The 15,703-nt window shown below is 70.2% G+C and carries 13 protein-coding genes; 9 read left to right on the top strand and 4 right to left on the bottom strand.

From position 1 onward, the window contains the following. Positions 1–172 precede the first annotated feature (172 nt). The 3 genes from AC3ETA_RS32305 to hutH all read left to right on the top strand — a co-directional run bounded on the left by AC3ETA_RS32305 (position 173) and on the right by hutH (position 3,943). Positions 173–991 carry an enoyl-CoA hydratase/isomerase family protein gene (locus AC3ETA_RS32305; RefSeq protein WP_432196438.1) on the top strand — a complete coding sequence of 273 codons (819 nt, stop codon included), beginning with the start codon at positions 173–175 and terminating at the stop codon, positions 989–991. A 93-nt stretch (positions 992–1,084) separates the two neighbouring features. Beyond that, complete coding sequence (locus AC3ETA_RS32300) at positions 1,085–2,233, top strand: GGDEF domain-containing protein (protein ID WP_432196437.1); 1,149 nt, start codon at positions 1,085–1,087, stop codon at positions 2,231–2,233. 141 nt (positions 2,234–2,374) lie between these two features. Continuing rightward, positions 2,375–3,943, top strand: coding sequence for a histidine ammonia-lyase (hutH, locus tag AC3ETA_RS32295; protein ID WP_432196466.1), 1,569 nt, complete (start codon positions 2,375–2,377; stop codon positions 3,941–3,943). Between the two features lie 54 nt (positions 3,944–3,997). On the opposite strand, the gene AC3ETA_RS32290 is transcribed toward hutH, so the two are convergent. Both AC3ETA_RS32290 and AC3ETA_RS32285 read right to left on the bottom strand, forming a co-directional pair. Further along, the gene (locus AC3ETA_RS32290) at positions 3,998–4,762 is read right to left on the bottom strand and encodes a hypothetical protein (protein WP_432196436.1); all 765 of its coding nucleotides are present in this window, start codon (positions 4,760–4,762) and stop codon (positions 3,998–4,000) included. Between the two features lie 42 nt (positions 4,763–4,804). Beyond that, on the bottom strand, positions 4,805–5,143 hold the full coding sequence (locus AC3ETA_RS32285) for a hypothetical protein (protein WP_432196435.1): 339 nt from the start codon (positions 5,141–5,143) through the stop codon (positions 4,805–4,807). Between the two features lie 109 nt (positions 5,144–5,252). Here AC3ETA_RS32285 and AC3ETA_RS32280 point away from each other — a divergent pair, with 109 nt between their 5' ends. The 6 genes from AC3ETA_RS32280 to AC3ETA_RS32255 all read left to right on the top strand — a co-directional run bounded on the left by AC3ETA_RS32280 (position 5,253) and on the right by AC3ETA_RS32255 (position 13,932). Beyond that, entirely contained in the window at positions 5,253–5,606 is a 354-nt protein-coding gene (locus AC3ETA_RS32280; RefSeq protein WP_432196434.1) for a hypothetical protein, read from the top strand. A 220-nt stretch (positions 5,607–5,826) separates the two neighbouring features. Beyond that, a complete protein-coding gene (locus AC3ETA_RS32275; protein WP_432196433.1) occupies positions 5,827–7,068 on the top strand; it encodes a L,D-transpeptidase in 1,242 nt (413 codons plus the stop codon). A gap of 164 nt (positions 7,069–7,232) precedes the next feature. Next, entirely contained in the window at positions 7,233–8,699 is a 1,467-nt protein-coding gene (locus AC3ETA_RS32270) for an ABC transporter permease (RefSeq protein ID WP_432196432.1), read from the top strand. A gap of 115 nt (positions 8,700–8,814) precedes the next feature. After that, positions 8,815–9,498 carry an ABC transporter ATP-binding protein gene (locus tag AC3ETA_RS32265; RefSeq protein WP_432196431.1) on the top strand — a complete coding sequence of 228 codons (684 nt, stop codon included), beginning with the start codon at positions 8,815–8,817 and terminating at the stop codon, positions 9,496–9,498. A gap of 268 nt (positions 9,499–9,766) precedes the next feature. Next, positions 9,767–13,018, top strand: coding sequence for a S8 family peptidase (locus tag AC3ETA_RS32260; RefSeq protein WP_432196465.1), 3,252 nt, complete (start codon positions 9,767–9,769; stop codon positions 13,016–13,018). A gap of 143 nt (positions 13,019–13,161) precedes the next feature. After that, positions 13,162–13,932 (top strand): group II truncated hemoglobin, encoded by a 771-nt coding sequence (locus tag AC3ETA_RS32255; RefSeq protein ID WP_432196430.1) that lies wholly within the window; start codon positions 13,162–13,164, stop codon positions 13,930–13,932. A gap of 33 nt (positions 13,933–13,965) precedes the next feature. On the opposite strand, the gene AC3ETA_RS32250 is transcribed toward AC3ETA_RS32255, so the two are convergent. Next, a complete protein-coding gene (locus tag AC3ETA_RS32250) occupies positions 13,966–14,349 on the bottom strand; it encodes a VOC family protein (protein WP_432196429.1) in 384 nt (127 codons plus the stop codon). A 225-nt stretch (positions 14,350–14,574) separates the two neighbouring features. Beyond that, positions 14,575–15,615, bottom strand: a complete 1,041-nt coding sequence (locus AC3ETA_RS32245; protein ID WP_432196428.1) for an NAD(P)-dependent alcohol dehydrogenase — start codon at positions 15,613–15,615, stop codon at positions 14,575–14,577. Positions 15,616–15,703 lie beyond the last annotated feature (88 nt).

The following is a 15,703-nucleotide window of genomic DNA, read 5'->3' as shown; positions in this document are numbered from 1 at the left end:
TCGCGCACGTTATGCGGTGGCATGGGTGATCGGGTGGGGGTTGGGTGGGATGTCACTCGAACGGGGTGTCGGGCCTGGACAGGACTGGCGGTCGTGGTGGCTCTTTCCTCCGAGGGACCCGGCTGCGATGATCGGGGCGAGTGTTGTTAACCCGCGTTAACCGGAGGGCGTCATGACTGAGGAGCGGTTCGGGGAGTTCGTGCTGGTGCGGCGACACGGTGCGGGGGGTGCCGGAGGTGCCGGGCATGTCGCGGAGCTCGCCCTCGACCGGCCCAAGGCCATGAACGCCGTCTCCACGGAGATGGCCCGCTCGATCGCGGCGGCCTGCACCGCGCTCGGCGCCGACCGCGGCGTACGCGTGGTGGTGCTGACCTCGACGCACGAGCGGGCGTTCTGTGTCGGGGCGGACCTGAAGGAGCGGAACTCCTTCAGTGATGCGGACCTGGTGCGCCAGCGACCGGTCGCGCGGGGTGCCTACACCGGCGTGCTGGAGCTGCCGGTGCCCACGATCGCGGCCGTGCACGGCTTCGCGCTGGGCGGTGGCTTCGAACTGGCGCTGTCGTGCGATGTGATCGTCGCCGACGGCACGGCCGTGGTGGGGCTGCCCGAGGTGTCCGTCGGCGTCATTCCGGGCGGCGGCGGTACGCAGTTGCTGCCCCGCCGGGTCGGGGCGGCGCGGGCCGCGGAGCTGATCTTCACGGCGCGCCGGGTCGAGGCCGCCGAGGCCCGGGAGCTGGGGCTGGTGGACGTGCTCGTGGAGGACGGGCGCGACCGGGAGGAGGCCCTGGCGCTGGGGTCCCGGATGGCGGCGAACTCGCCGGTGGGCCTGCGTGCCGCCAAGCGCGCCCTGCGCCTCGGGCACGGGCTGGATCTGCGGGCCGGCCTGGAGGTCGAGGACGCGGCGTGGCGCGCCACGGCCTTCTCGGGCGACCGGGCGGAGGGTGTGGCCGCCTTCAACGAGAAGCGGAAGGCCGAGTGGCCCGGGGAGTGACGAGTTCCGCCTGGTGGCCCTCCGTCCGCCCGTGACCTCCCCGTTCGCCACGCCAACGTCCCAAATCTGGGCAAAACTCCCTAACCTGGAGTGATGGGTGAGGACGGACGGCTCACGGCCGTGGTGGCGTTGGCGCAGGGGATGGCGGCGGCACACACCCCGCGCGAGTCCTGGCGGGCGGCGGCCCTCGGGGCGTGCCGGGCGTTGGGCGGGAGTTTCGCCGCGCTGTCGGTGTGGGAGCGGGAGCTCGGGCGGCTGCGGGTGCTGGTGAACGTGGGGGACCGTGCCCGCGGGGAGGAGGAGTTCCCGGGCGACGAGACCTATCCCGTGCACCAGTTCCCGGAGATCACCGAGTTCCTGCACGAGCGCTGGGTCGCCGGCGGTGAGCCCAACGCCTGGGTCGAGACGGCCGCGGGCCCCGCCGCCGGACAGCCCGGGTACTGCCATCAGCGGGTCGCCGCCCTCCGCCGTCGTGGCCGGGGCTGCTGTGTGGTCGCGCCGATCGTGCTGAACGGGCGGGCCTGGGGCGAGCTGTACGTCGCCCGGTCCGCCGGGGTGCCGGTCTTCGACCGCGGGGACGCCGACTTCGCGACCGTGCTCGCCTCCGTCGTGGCCGCCGGGCTGGCGCAGAGCGAGCGGCTGGAGGAGGCGCGGCGGCTGGCGTTCACCGACGCGCTGACCGGGCTCGCGAACCGGCGTGCCGTCGATGTGCGGCTGGAGGAGGCCATCGAGCGTCATCGCGACCAGGGCGTCGTCGTCAGCCTCGTGGTCTGCGACCTCAACGGACTCAAGCACGTCAACGACACCCGCGGGCACGCCGTCGGGGACCGGCTGCTGGAGCGGTTCGGTTCGGTGCTGTCGCTGTGCGGCGCGATGCTGCCGGGCGCCCTGGCCGCGCGCCTCGGCGGCGACGAGTTCTGTCTGCTGGTCATCGGGTCGCCGGCCGATGACGTGGTGAAGGCCGCGGACGAACTGTGCCGCCGCGCCGCGGAGTTGGAGCTGGGCGAGGGAGTGGCGTGCGGGGTCGCGTCGACCGAGGACCCCATCGGGCCTGTGCGCTCCGCCCGGCGGCTGTTCCGGCTCGCCGACGCGGCCCAGTACCAGGCCAAGGCGGTGCGCGCGGACCGGCCCGTGGTGGCGGGGCGGGAGGGCGAGGACGACCCGGTGGTGCGGCTCGCCGACGCGGAGCCGTCGGGCGAGGGCGCCGTGGAGCGGCGACGCTTCCGGGGCCGCCTCCCGTGACACCGGCGGGACGCCCGTGGTCCTGCGCCCCGGCGCCACGGCCGGACGCCCGCGGTTGTGCGCGCCCGGCGCTGTAAGGGGTGTACCGCTCACCCACTAGTGACATCTTCGTCTTCACTGCGTACGCTCCTGAATATGGATATGCACACTGTGGTGGTGAGGACGTCCGGGGTCACCGCGTCCGACGTTCTTGCCGTGGCGCGGGGCGGGGCCCGCGTCGAGCTGTCGGCCGACGCGGTCGCGGCGCTCACCGCGGCCCGCGAGATCGTGGACGCGCTGGCGGCCAAGCCCGATCCCGTCTACGGCGTCTCCACCGGCTTCGGCGCCCTGGCGACCCGGCACATCAGCCAGGAGCTGCGGGCCCAGCTGCAGCGCAACATCGTCCGCTCGCACGCCGCGGGCATGGGGCCGCGCGTGGAGCGGGAGGTCGTCCGGGCCCTGATGTTCCTGCGGCTCAAGACCGTCTGCTCGGGACACACCGGCGTGCGGCCCGAGGTCGCGCAGACCATGGCCGACGTGCTCAACGCCGGCATCACACCCGTCGTCCACGAGTACGGCTCGCTCGGCTGCTCCGGCGACCTCGCCCCCCTCTCGCACTGCGCGCTGACCCTGATGGGCGAAGGGGACGCCGAAGGTCCGGACGGGGTCGTGCGGCCCGCCGGCGAGCTGCTCGCCGCGCACGGCATCGCGCCCGTCGAGCTGCGCGAGAAGGAGGGGCTCGCCCTCCTCAACGGCACCGACGGCATGCTCGGCATGCTGGTCATGGCCCTCGCCGACCTCGACACCCTCTACAAGTCCGCCGACATCACCGCCGCCCTCAGCCTCGAGGCGCTGCTCGGCACGGACAAGGTCCTCGCGCCCGAACTGCACGCCATCCGGCCGCACCCCGGACAGGGCGCCTCCGCCGCCAACATGCTGGCGGTGCTGGAGGGTTCGGAGCTGACCGGGCACCACCAGGACGACGCGCCCCGCGTGCAGGACGCGTACTCCGTGCGCTGTGCGCCGCAGGTCGCCGGTGCCGGGCGGGACACCATGGCGCACGCCCGGCTCGTCGCCGAGCGCGAGCTCGCCTCCGCCGTCGACAACCCGGTCGTGCTGCCTGGGGGCACCTCCCAGGCTTTCGGCACTGGGGGAGGCCGCGTGGAGTCCAACGGCAACTTCCACGGGGCGCCCGTCGCCTACGTCCTCGACTTCCTCGCGATCGCCGCCGCCGACCTCGCCTCCATCGCCGAGCGCCGCACCGACCGGCTGCTGGACAAGAACCGCAGCCACGGCCTGCCGCCGTTCCTGGCCGACGACGCGGGTGTCGACTCCGGGCTGATGATCGCCCAGTACACGCAGGCCGCGCTGGTCAGTGAGTTGAAGCGGCTGGCCGTGCCCGCCTCCGCCGACTCGATCCCGTCGTCGGCGATGCAGGAGGACCACGTCTCCATGGGCTGGTCCGCCGCCCGCAAGCTGCGCACGGTGGTCGACAACCTCACGCGCGTCCTCGCGATCGAGCTGTACGCCGCCACCCGTGCCATAGAACTGCGCGAGGGTCTCGCCCCCGCTCCGGCCTCGCAGGCGGTCATCGACGCCGCGCGGGCCGCCGGCGTCCGGGGCGCGGGCCCGGACCGCTTCCTGGCGCCCGACCTCGCCGCCGCCGAGGCGTTCGTGCGGGCCGGGGAGCTCGTCAACTCCGCCGAGAAGGTCACCGGACCGCTCCGGTGACCTGGACGGGGCCCTGTCGTACGACCGACAGGGCCCCGGTTCGGCGGGTGCGGGTTACTTCAGCTTGGCGGTCTGCGCGTCGATGACCGCGGCCGGGACGTCGTACGGCTTGTCCGTGATCATCAGACCGAGGTTCATCGTGTAGTACGTGGCGATGGTGCTGCCGTGCCGCACCACCTCGACGTGCGTGGTGGCCACGTCGCCGTCCTCCGCGTCGCTCTTCGCGGTGAACCCGACCGACTCGTCACCGCTGCCGGACGCCTTCTCCGCGGCGATCCCGGTGACCTTCTGGTCGGTGCCCTGCATGGTGACAGGGAAGCCGCCGGAGCAGCTCTGCACCGCGTCCGACACGGACTTGAAGGTCTTCTCGGCGCTGTCACCGTCGTACGAGGAGAGCCCGACGACCGTCAGGGTCATGTCCATCGCGCTGGTGATGGAGTCCTCGATGTCGCTCTCCGAGAGGTCCTCCAGGGACTTGGAGGCGGTGTCGGTGGGCTTCTTCTTGTCCTGCGTGACCATGACGGACGTCTCCGAGGCGGCCTCGCCCGGAGCCTGGCCGCCCATGGCGTAGGCCAGCGGCGCGCACTTCTCCTCGCCGCTCTTGACCTGGTCCTTGGACTTCGGCAGCTGCTTGCCGGACGCGTCCACCTTGTAACCCTCGACATCGCCCTGGGCGATGATCGACTTCTTCAGCTCCGCGGCACTGAGCGCCTTCGCGTCGGAACCGCCGGAGTCACCCCCGCAGCCCGTGACAAGGGCGAGCGACAGCGCGCTCACGACAACCGTGGCGGCTGCACGCACGCCCGATGATCTCTTCATGGGCGGACTATGAAGCCCAGGTCAACGGGGCGTCAAACGAATTTAGAAACCGAGGCGTTCGCGGCGCACCGAGTAGGCGATGAAGCCCGCGCCGAGGGACAGGAAGAGCGTGCCGCCGACGACGTACGGCGTGGTGTCGAAGCTTCCGGTGTCGGCGAGCCGGGTGTCGTCCGCGGTGCTGCCGTCGGTACTCTCCGAGGCGGCCCGTGCCTGCTGGGTGACCTGCGTGGTGGGCGTCGCCGAGGGATCCGTTCTCGTCGGCTCGTCGCCCGTCGCGTTGGCCGAGGGAACGAACCACAGGGCGCCCAGCAGGGCACCCGCGGCGGTGGCGGTCAGCAGCGATCGGCGTGCGGTGGACGACGATCGGTGAGCGGCGGGCACGGAATATCGATCCCCTTGTGGTGCTGGCGAATTGGCCGTGTGGGGCGATGTTAGTGAAAGTCGCGGGTCACGGGAAAGTCACGGGAGAAATGAGTCGTACTCTCCGGGCATGAGTACTCCAGAAACATCACGTTTTGTGCGGCTTCGCGTTGAGCTCGTCCTCGAAGTGGACGACGCGGATGCCGTCACCACGGCCGCGCTGGCGCGAATCGCCGGCGACAGCACCGTGCCGGTCGACGAACGGGTCCACGCCGAAAGCGCTGTGACGGAAGACACTGCGGAGGCCCTCGCCTATCTGGTCGATCCGTTCGACCTGGTCAGTGAGGTGCCCGGTGTCGAGCTCGTCCAGGCCTCCTGGTCCAGCGAGCGCATCGAGTACGACCCGGATTCGCCGGACTGGGATCTCGACGAGGATGATGGCGAGGAGGACTTCGACGGCGAAGGGGCCGCGCGGGTCGGCTGAGACGTCTTGGGGAATTCGTGACCCCGGACGGCAACCGCCGCCCGGGGTTTCGTCGTCTCATGGGGCGCACTGACCGACATCCGCACCACCCGCCACGACGAACGTGGTGTGCCCCACACATCCAAGGGATGGGGAACGGGACGAACCGGTCGTAGCGTTGAAGATTCTTACGGGGACTCTCGGGCTTTTTGGGGATTCGGGGAAGATGGAGAAGCGTGTGATGACGAACAGTAGGCGGCGCAAGGGCCTGACGGTCGCGTCCGCACTGCTCGGCGGTGTCCTGGTGCTCTCGGCCTGCTCCAGCGGCGGTGACGCCTCCGCGAGCGATGACGACACCTCGCAGGCCAAGGTCGACGAGGCGGCGGCCAAGAAGACCTCCGAGGCGCAGATCAAGATCACGCCGGAGGACGGCAGCGACAACGCCTCCATCAACAGCTCCGCCGTCACCGTGAGCAAGGGCTCGCTCACCGAGGTGACGATGAAGACCGCCGACGGCGAGGCCGTCGAGGGCCAGATATCCGCCGACAGGACCAGCTGGAAGCCCAGCGCCCAGCTGGACCGCTCCACGACCTACAAGGTCGCGGTCACGGCGAAGGACTCCAAGGGCCTGGAGGCCCACGAGAACGCCTCCTTCACCACGGTCTCCCCGGACAACAGCTTCCTCGGCTACTTCACGCCGGAGGACGGCTCCACGGTCGGCGTGGGCATGCCCGTCTCGATCAACTTCGACAAGTCGATCAGCAACAAGGCGGACGTCCAGAAGGGCGTCACCGTCACCTCGACCAGCGGCCAGGAAGTCGCCTGCCACTGGTTCAACGACACCCGCATGGACTGCCGGCCCGACGAGTACTGGCAGGAGGGCTCGACCGTCACCCTGAAGCTGGCCCTGGACGGCGTCGAGGGCGCCAAGGGTGTGTACGGCGTCCAGGCCAAGACGGTCACCTTCAAGATCGGCCGCAACCAGATCTCCTACGTCGACGCGAAGACCAAGCAGATGAAGGTCACGCAGGACGGCAAGACCGTCAAGACCATCCCGATCTCCGCCGGGTCCCCGGAGAACAAGACCTACCAGGGCGTCATGGTGATGTCCGAGAAGTTCAAGGAGACGCGCATGAACGGCGCGACCGTGGGCTTCACGGACGACGACGGCAAGGGCGAGTACGACATCAAGGACGTGCCGCACGCCATCCGCCTGTCCAGCTCCGGCACCTTCATCCACGGCAACTACTGGGGTGCCAAGTCCATCTTCGGCAGCGTGAACACCAGCCACGGCTGCGTGGGCCTGTCCGACACCAAGGGCGCCAACGACAAGGGCACCGCGGGCTACTGGTTCTTCAACAACTCCATCGTCGGTGACGTCGTGGTCGTCCAGAACACCGGCGACAAGACGATCGCGCCGGACAACGGCCTCAACGGCTGGAACATGGACTGGGCGCAGTGGAAGGCCGGTTCGGCCGTCTGACCGGACCCGGACCCGGGCGCGTAGCCGCGCCACAGCTCGTGCACAGCTGACCGATGCCGCCCCCAGGGGCGGCATCGGTGTTTCCGGGGGCGGCCCCAGCCTTCTCATCCATCTCTTATTTCGGCCTTATCCCTTCATCACGAGCCGTCCTTAACTTGCGGCCCATGTTCTTCACCTACCTGAGGCGCGAGCTGCGCCGCCGCAGAAAGGCGGCCCTCGTCGTCGCCTCCGGACTCGCGCTGGGCATCGCGCTGGTCATCGTGGTCACCTCCGTGTCCTCCGGCATGAGCAAGGCCCAGGACAAGGTCCTCGAGTCGCTGTACGGCCTCGGCACGGACATGACCGTCACCAAGGCCGCCGAACCGGCGGCGAGCTCCTCGGAGCGTCCGCGCTTCCAGTTCGACGCGCAGGCCGACGGCTCCGACGAGGAGCAGTCCACCGACCGCGTCATGGTCCAGGGCTTCCAGACGCTGTCGAGCTCGACCGTCACCGAGGTCGGCTCGCAGAGCGGGGTCTCCGACGCCGTCGGCGGGCTGAGCCTCCAGGTCATCAAGGTCAGCGGGCAGTTCACGCGCGGCCAGTTCCAGCAGGACCAGAGCGGCGGCGGCCAGCAGGGCGGCCCCGGGGGTGCCGGCGGCACCGGGCAGCCGCAGGGTGAAGTACGCGGCGGCGGCGCCGACTTCGACGTCAACAACTACTCCGTCTACGGCGCCGACGTCACCAAGCCGGCGCTCGGCCCGCTGACCTCGTCGAAGATCACCAGCGGCCGTACGTTCAAGTCGACGGAGACGAACGCGAAGGTCGTCGTCGCCGACACGTCCTACGCCAAGGAGAAGAAGCTCAAGGTCGGCTCGACCGTCACGGTCAAGGGCACCAAGTTCAAGGTCATCGGCATCGCCACGCCGGACAGCGGGGACGCGGCCGCCAACCTGTACATCCCGCTGAAGCAGGCGCAGACGCTCGCCGACGCCAAGGACAAGGTCACCACGATCTACGTCAAGGCGACCGACTCCCAGCGGATCGACTCCGTCAAGTCGGCCATCCAGAAGAACATCTCCGGTACGACGGTGACGACCTCCGCGGACCTCGCGGACACGGTGTCCGGCTCCCTGTCCACGGCCTCCTCCCTCGCGACGAGCGTCGGCAAGTGGCTGTCGATCGCGGTGCTCGTGGCCGCTTTCCTGGTGGCCGGCCTGCTCACCTCCTCGGCGGTCTCGCGCCGGGTGCGGGAGTTCGGCACGCTCAAGGCGCTGGGCTGGAAGTCGGGCCGGGTGACCCGGCAGGTGGTCGGCGAGGCGATCGTGAACGGGCTGCTCGGCGGCGCGCTGGGCATCGCGGTCGGACTGGCCGGCGCGTACGCGGTCACGGCGATCAGCCCGACCCTGGAGGCACAGCTGGGCGGTGGCGGCGGTGCGGGCGGCGGACCCGGTGGCGGCGGCTTCGGTGGCGGCGGGCCCATGCGGCAGACGGCGAGTTCGACGCTGGACGTCGCGCTGACGGCGCCGGTGAGCCTGACGACGGTCGCGCTGGCAGTGGGCCTGGCGGTGGCCGGCGGCCTGATCGCCGGCGCGTTCGGCGGCTGGCGCGCGTCGCGGCTGCGGCCGGCGGACGCGCTCAGGCGCGTCGAGTAGCGGACGCGTCGCCGCAACGCCCTCAGGGGCGCGGGGAACTGCGCGACCAGCCCCCATCGGCCCGCGGCCGAGAACGACTCGCACCACCCGGAACCTCTCCCAGGAGCCACCCACCATGTACGAACTCAGAAACGTCACCAAGCGCTACACCCGGGGCAAGGAGACCATCAACGCCCTCGACGGTGTCGACCTCACCATCGCCGACGGCGACCGGCTCGTCATCCAGGGCCCGACCGGCGGTGGCAAGTCCACCCTGCTCCAGATGCTCGGCGGCCTCGACCGGCCCACCTCCGGTGAAGTCGTCCTCGACGGCACCGACCTGGCCAAGCTCCCCGAGGCACGACTCACCAGGGTCCGCAGCGAAAGCATCGGCTTCGTCTTCCAGTCCTTCAACCTCATCCCCACCCTCACCGCCCAGGAGAACGTCGAGACCGCCCTCGTCCCGCTCGGCCTGAAGACGAAGGAGCGGCGCGAACGGGCCGCCGAGGCACTGAAGTCGGTCGGCCTCGGCGAACGCCTCACTCATCTGCCGTCCGAGATGTCCGGCGGCCAGCAGCAGCGCGTCGCCATCGCCCGCGCACTCGTCAAGGAACCGAAGGTGCTGCTGGCCGACGAACCCACCGGAAACCTCGACGAGTCGATGCGCGACGAGATCATGGACGTACTCGAACGCATGTGGAAGGAACTGGGGTTGACCTTCATCATGGTCACCCACGACTCCGCGATCGCGAAGAAGGCCCCGCGGCTGGCCACCATCCGCAAGGGCCGCATCAGTGTCAAGGAGAACGCGGGGGCGTAACCCCGCGACTGCGTAACGGAGTTCGCGCCGTCGCGTAACAGAGGGCAGGCGCGCTTCTCCTTCTCCTCTCCTCTATTGAGGAGCCTGATCACCCCTCGGCATACTGCGTATTCCGGGGGGTGACGCGCATGCGCACGGGACCACCCCCGGCCGGGTGAACGGGGAACTTCGCCCGGACCTTCTGCAAGGGGGAAACTTGCGCAGAAAATTCAACAGAGCCGGCGCGGCCACGGTCGCCACAGCCGTCGCCGTCGCCCTCGCCGCGGGAATGACCAGCCCGGCGTCGGCCGAACCGGAGCAGCGCCCCACCGGCGCCGCCGCCTCCCTCACGTCCCCCCACCGCATCACCCTGATCACGGGTGACCGGGTCTCCGTCGACTCCAGGGGCCGGGTGGTCGGCCTGGAGCGGGCGAAGGGGCGCGAGCGCATACCCGTACAGATACGCCAGGCCTACGGACACACCCTCGTGATCCCGGCCGACGCCGCCCGGCTGCTCGCCGGCGGCAGGCTCGACCAGCGCCTCTTCGACATCACCGAGCTGAGCAGGTCCGCGACCCGCGCCTCCCAGGCCAAGGGCCTGAAGGTCATCGTCGGCTACCAGGGCGCCGCGGCCGGCGCCAAGGCCGACGTCCGTGACGCGGGCAAGCTGCGCCGGACCCTGAAGTCCCTCAACGCGGACGCGGTGCAGACCCCGCACCGGGACGCGCCCGAGCTGTGGGACGCGCTCACCAACGGCGACCGGACGGCCTCCGGCATCGCGCACATCTGGCTGGACGGCGTCCGCAAGGCCAGCCTCGACAAGTCCGTGCCGCAGATCGGCGCCCCCAAGGCATGGGCGGCCGGCTACGACGGCAAGGGCGTCAAGATCGCCGTCCTGGACACCGGCGTCGACGCGACCCACCCGGACCTCAAGGGCCAGGTGATCGCGGCCAAGAACTTCACGCCGGCCGCCACCGCCCAGGACAAGGTCGGGCACGGCACGCACGTCGCGTCCATCGCGGCCGGCACCGGCGCTGCATCTCCCGCCGGGTCCCGCGGCAAGTACAAGGGCGTCGCGCCCGGCGCGGACATCCTCAACGGCAAGGTCCTCGACGACACCGGCTCCGGTGACGACTCCGGCATCCTCGCCGGCATGGAGTGGGCCGCCGAGCAGGGCGCCCAGGTCGTCAACCTCAGCCTCGGCGGCATGGACACGCCGGAGATCGACCCGCTGGAGGCGGCGGTCAACAAGCTGTCCGCCGACAAGGGCATCCTGTTCGCCGTCGCGGCAGGCAACTCCGGTCCGGAGACGGTCGGTTCGCCCGGCAGCGCCGAGGCCGCGCTCACCGTGGGCGCCGTCGACGACAAGGACGCGCTCGCGCCCTGGTCCAGCACCGGCCCGCGGGTCGGCGACGGCGCGATCAAGCCGGACGTGACCGCGCCGGGCGTGGCCATCACCGCGGCGTCCGCCAAGGGCAGCCTCATCGAGCAGGAGGTCGGCGAGAACCCGCCCGGCTACCTGACCATCGAGGGCACGTCCATGGCGACCCCGCATGTCGCGGGCGCCGCGGCGATCCTCAAGCAGCAGCACCCGGACTGGACGTACGCCGAGCTGAAGGGCGCGCTGACCGGTTCCGCCAAGGGCGGCAAGTACACGCCGTTCCAGCAGGGTTCGGGCCGCATCCAGGTCGACAAGGCCATCAAGCAGTCCGTGATCGCCGAGCCGGGGTCGGTGAGCTTCGGCATCCAGCAGTGGCCGCACACCGACGACAAGCCCGTCACCAAGCAGCTGACGTACCGCAACCTCGGCACGAAGGACGTCACGCTCCGGCTCGCCGCGACCGCCACCAACCCCAATGGTCAGGCGGCTCCCGCGGGCTTCTTCAAGCTCGCGGCGACGAAGGTGACGGTCCCGGCGGGCGGCAGGGCCTCCGTCGGCTTCACCGTCGACACCAAGCTGGGCGGCACGCTCGACGGCGCCTACTCCGCGTACGTCACGGCGACGGGCGGCGGCCAGAGCGTCCGCACCGGCGCCGCGGTGCAGCGTGAGCCGGAGTCGTACGACGTCACGGTCAAGCACATCGGCCGCGACGGCAAGCCGGCCCCCGAGTACAACACCGCCCTGCTCGGCTTCTCGGGCCTGGCGGCCAACCGGGGCTACCAGGTTCCGCTCGCCGAGTCCGGCGTCACCAGGATGCGGCTGCCCAAGGGCTCGTATCTGCTGGACGCCTGGATCGCCAAGGACTGGGTGAACCTCGAAGGCGGCCTCGACTGGCTGGTCCAGCCGAAGCTGAACGTCACCAGGAACACCTCCGTGACGATCGACGCCCGCACCACGGAGTCGGCCGACATCACCGTCCCGGACGCGCGGGCCAAGCAGGTCATCGCCAGTAGCAACTACTTCTACGACCCGGCGGGCATCGGCATCGGCGTCGGCCTCGACTCCTACGCCAACCTGCGCATGGCCCACCTCGGCCCGGAGGTCCCGACCGGTCTGACCCAGACCTGGAACGGCCAGTGGACCAAGGGCGCCGGCGCCGAGTACGACGTCGCCACCACCGCCAAGGTCAAGAAGATCCAGGGCGACAAGGTCCGCCACTTCAAGGCGGCCGAACTCGCCAAGGTGACCAACAACCTGGGTGCCTCGTCGTCGAACAAGACCGGCGCGCTGCTCCCGCTGGGTGTGTTCCCCGACGACGTCGTGTTCGGCTCGCCGATCGAGCAGAAGCTGACCGGGGCGCGGACGCTGTACCTGTCGACGTCCGAGAAGATCCAGTGGACGTTCGACTTCGAGCAGCACGCCGGAGTGGACGCGGACGGCTTCCCGATCATCGACGCGTACTACACGCTGGGCAACCCGCAGACCTTCAAGGCGGGCCAGAGCTACACGAAGACCTTCAACACGGCCGTCTTCGGCCCGCACATCAACAAGGACTTCGGGCTCTTCCGCGAGGGCAACGACCTCTACGGCTTCCTGCCGCTGTTCGCCGACGGCAGCAAGCACGCGGGTTCGTCCGAGTTCAGCGCGGTCAGCACCAGCCTGTACCGCAACGGCACGAGGCTCGCCACCAACGACGACCCGCTGTTCGGTGAGCAGATGTTCCGTGTGCCGGCCGGGGACGCCGAGTACAAGCTGACGACCTCGGTCAAGCGCAGCGTCAAGGTCGCGGCCGCCTCCACGCGGATCGACGCGAGCTGGACCTTCCGCTCCAAGAGGTCGGCGGCCGAGCAGGTCAGGCTCCCGGCCTCCACGGTCCGCTTCGGCGCGAAGACCGGGCTGGACAGCCGGGTCGAGGCCGGCAAGAAGGCGACGTTCCCGGTCACCGTCGTGGGCGCGGCCGCGGGCGCCGAGCTCAAGTCGCTGCACGTGTACGTGTCGTACGACTACGGCCAGACCTGGAAGAAGATCGAGGTCAAGGACGGAAAGATCACCGTGAGGAACCCGGCCGAGGGCAAGGGGATCTCCTTCCACGCCAAGGTCGCCGACAAGAAGGGCAACAAGGCGACGGTCTCGGTCTACAACGCGTACTACGGCAAGTAGCCGTACACCCGAGTGAAGAAGGCCCCGCCGGAGGCGCTGCTTCCGGCGGGGCTTTCGCGTGCGCGCGCCGGTCCTGAGGACCCGGCGGCGGCAGAGTCGGCGGAGGGCGAGCGTCCGTTCGGATTTCGTGTTTCGGTGAGGCCATGACGGCTCACACGATCGAATACGTCAGGTACCGCATCCCCGAGCAGAAGTCGGCGGAGTTCCTCGCCGCCTACACCCGCGCCGCGGCCCGGCTGGCCGCCTCGCCGCACTGCACGGACTACGAACTCGCCCGCTGCGAGGAGGACTTCGAGCACTTCGTCCTGCGCATCACGTGGACGTCGACGGAGGATCACCTCGAGGGTTTCCGCAAGTCGGAGCTGTTCCCCGACTTCCTCGCCGAGATCCGCCCGTACATCACGCACATCGAGGAGATGCGCCACTACAAACCGACGGCGGTCCGCGGCGCGGGCGCCGCGGTGCCCACGCTGTACGCCTGGGCGGGCGGCGCGGAGGCATTCGCCCGGCTGACCTCGGCCTTCTACGACAAGGTGCTCAAGGACGACCTCCTGGCCCCGCTGTTCGAGGGCCTGGACCCGCATCACGCGGAGCATGTGGCGCTGTGGCTCGGCGAGGTCTTCGGCGGCCCGCCCGCCTACTCCGAGACCCAGGGCGGCCACGGCCACATGGTCGCCAAGCACATGGGCCGCGGGATCACCGAGCCCCAGCGCCGCCGGTGGGTCAACCTCATCCAGGACGCCGCCGACGAGGCGGGCCTCCCGACGGACGCGGAGTTCCGCTCGGCGTTCGTGGCGTACGTGGAGTGGGGGACCCGCCTCGCGGTGTACTTCTCGGGCCCGGACGCGGTGCCTCCGGCGGAGCAGCCGGTGCCGAGGTGGAACTGGGGGGCGGCTCCGCCGTACCAGGGCTGACGGTACGGCGGGCGGCGGGCGGCGCCGGGTGCGTCAGCCGCCGCTGCCGTACGGCCTCGTCAGGATCTCCAGGTGGTGGCCGTTCGGGTCGTCGAAGTAGGTGCCGCGGCCCCCGTCGTTGCGGTTGATCTCGCCGGGGCGGCGGTGGTACGGGTCCGCCCAGTAGGTCAGGCCGGCCTCCCGTATCCGGCCGAAGATGGTGTCGAACTCGTCCTCCGAGACCAGGAACGCGTAGTGCTGCGGCGTGATCGCGCCGGGTGAGTCGAGGTAGTCCAGGGTCACACCGTTCGGGATCTCGACCGGGATGAAGGGACCGTACTGCGGGCTCACCTCCAGGCCCAGGATGCCGGCCAGGAACGTCGCCGACTCCTTCTTGTCGCGCGCGGCGACGATCGTGTGGTTGAGCTGGACGGTCATCGGGGCTGCCTCCTCGCGGTGCACGGTTCGGACTGGCTCCTACGCCCTTCACGCTAGGCCGCAGCGCCGTACGGCACATCGGTCGCAGGGCGGGGGCGGCGCTACTCCTGAGGTACTCGGCCGCGGGTCCGTGGCGTCCCAGACCGCCGAGAGGGCCCCGGAGCAGTGCGGCTCCGGGGCCCTCGGTCAGGGACGGCCGTGTCGAACGCGGCCGTCGTCGCGGACTCAGATCGTCGCGGTGTCGATCACGAACCGGTACCGCACGTCGCTGCCGAGCACCCGCTCGTAGGCGTCGTTGATCTCGTCCGCGCCGATCAGCTCGATCTCGGCGCCGATGCCGTGCTCCGCGCAGAAGTCCAGCATCTCCTGGGTCTCGCGGATGCCGCCGATGCCGGATCCGGCGAGGGTCTTGCGGCCCATGATCACCGAGAACAGGTTGAGCGCGACGGGCTCCTCGGGGGCGCCGACGTTCACGAAGGCGCCGTCCGTCTTGAGCAGGGACAGGTACTGGTCCAGGTTCAGCGGCGCCGACACCGTGGACAGGATCAGGTCGAAGCGGCCGCGCAGTTCCCGGAAGGTCTGCTCGTCGCTGGTGGCGTAGTAGTGGTCGGCGCCCAGCTTCAGGCCGTCGTCCTTCTTGCGCAGGGACTGCGACAGCACCGTCACCTCGGCGCCGAGCGCGTGCGCGAGCTTCACGCCCATGTGTCCGAGGCCGCCCATGCCGAGGATCGCGACCTTCTTGCCGGGGCCGGTGTTCCAGTGGCGGAGCGGGGAGTACGTGGTGATGCCGGCGCACAGCAGCGGCGCGGCGACGTCCAGGGACAGGCCGTCGGGGATGCGCAGGACGAAGCTCTCCGCGACGACGATCTTCTGCGAGTAGCCGCCGTAGGTCGGCTCGCCGTCCTTGCCGACGCCGTTGTACGTCTGGATGTTGCCCTTGAGGCAGTACTGCTCCAGGCCGGCGAGGCAGTTCTCGCACTCACGGCAGGAGTCGACCATGCAGCCGACGCCCACGCGGTCGCCGACCCGGTACTTCGTCACACCCGGGCCGATCTCGGAGACGATGCCCGCGATCTCGTGGCCGGGGACCATCGGGAAGGTCGCCTCGCCCCAGCCCTCACGGGCCTGGTGGATGTCGGAGTGGCAGATACCGGCGAACTTGATGTCGATCAGGACGTCGAACTCGCCGACCTCACGGCGTTCGATGGTGGTGCGCTCCAGCGGCGCCTTGGCGGCGGGAGCTGCGTATGCGGCAACGGTGGTCATGCCGGGGTTCTCCTAGCGGGGGTTTCGCGCCCGGCTGCCTTCTGGTCCTGCTCTCCGTCCGGGCACGTTTTTCACCCTGCCGAAGAGG

The organism is Streptomyces sp. bgisy027 (assembly GCF_057710365.1).
The sequence above is the reverse complement of the archived record's forward strand: the minus strand, read 5'-3'. Positions and strand labels throughout refer to the sequence as shown.

Coding starts and splice junctions, on each gene's coding strand:
- AC3ETA_RS32305 (WP_432196438.1), top strand. CDS start 173: ATGACTGAGGAGCGGTTCGGGGAGTTCGTGCTGGTGCGGCGACACGGT.
- AC3ETA_RS32300 (WP_432196437.1), top strand. CDS start 1,085: ATGGGTGAGGACGGACGGCTCACGGCCGTGGTGGCGTTGGCGCAGGGG.
- hutH (WP_432196466.1), top strand. CDS start 2,375: ATGCACACTGTGGTGGTGAGGACGTCCGGGGTCACCGCGTCCGACGTT.
- AC3ETA_RS32290 (WP_432196436.1), bottom strand. CDS start 4,762: ATGAAGAGATCATCGGGCGTGCGTGCAGCCGCCACGGTTGTCGTGAGC.
- AC3ETA_RS32280 (WP_432196434.1), top strand. CDS start 5,253: ATGAGTACTCCAGAAACATCACGTTTTGTGCGGCTTCGCGTTGAGCTC.
- AC3ETA_RS32275 (WP_432196433.1), top strand. CDS start 5,827: ATGACGAACAGTAGGCGGCGCAAGGGCCTGACGGTCGCGTCCGCACTG.
- AC3ETA_RS32270 (WP_432196432.1), top strand. CDS start 7,233: ATGTTCTTCACCTACCTGAGGCGCGAGCTGCGCCGCCGCAGAAAGGCG.
- AC3ETA_RS32265 (WP_432196431.1), top strand. CDS start 8,815: ATGTACGAACTCAGAAACGTCACCAAGCGCTACACCCGGGGCAAGGAG.
- AC3ETA_RS32260 (WP_432196465.1), top strand. CDS start 9,767: ATGACCAGCCCGGCGTCGGCCGAACCGGAGCAGCGCCCCACCGGCGCC.
- AC3ETA_RS32255 (WP_432196430.1), top strand. CDS start 13,162: ATGACGGCTCACACGATCGAATACGTCAGGTACCGCATCCCCGAGCAG.
- AC3ETA_RS32250 (WP_432196429.1), bottom strand. CDS start 14,349: ATGACCGTCCAGCTCAACCACACGATCGTCGCCGCGCGCGACAAGAAG.
- AC3ETA_RS32245 (WP_432196428.1), bottom strand. CDS start 15,615: ATGACCACCGTTGCCGCATACGCAGCTCCCGCCGCCAAGGCGCCGCTG.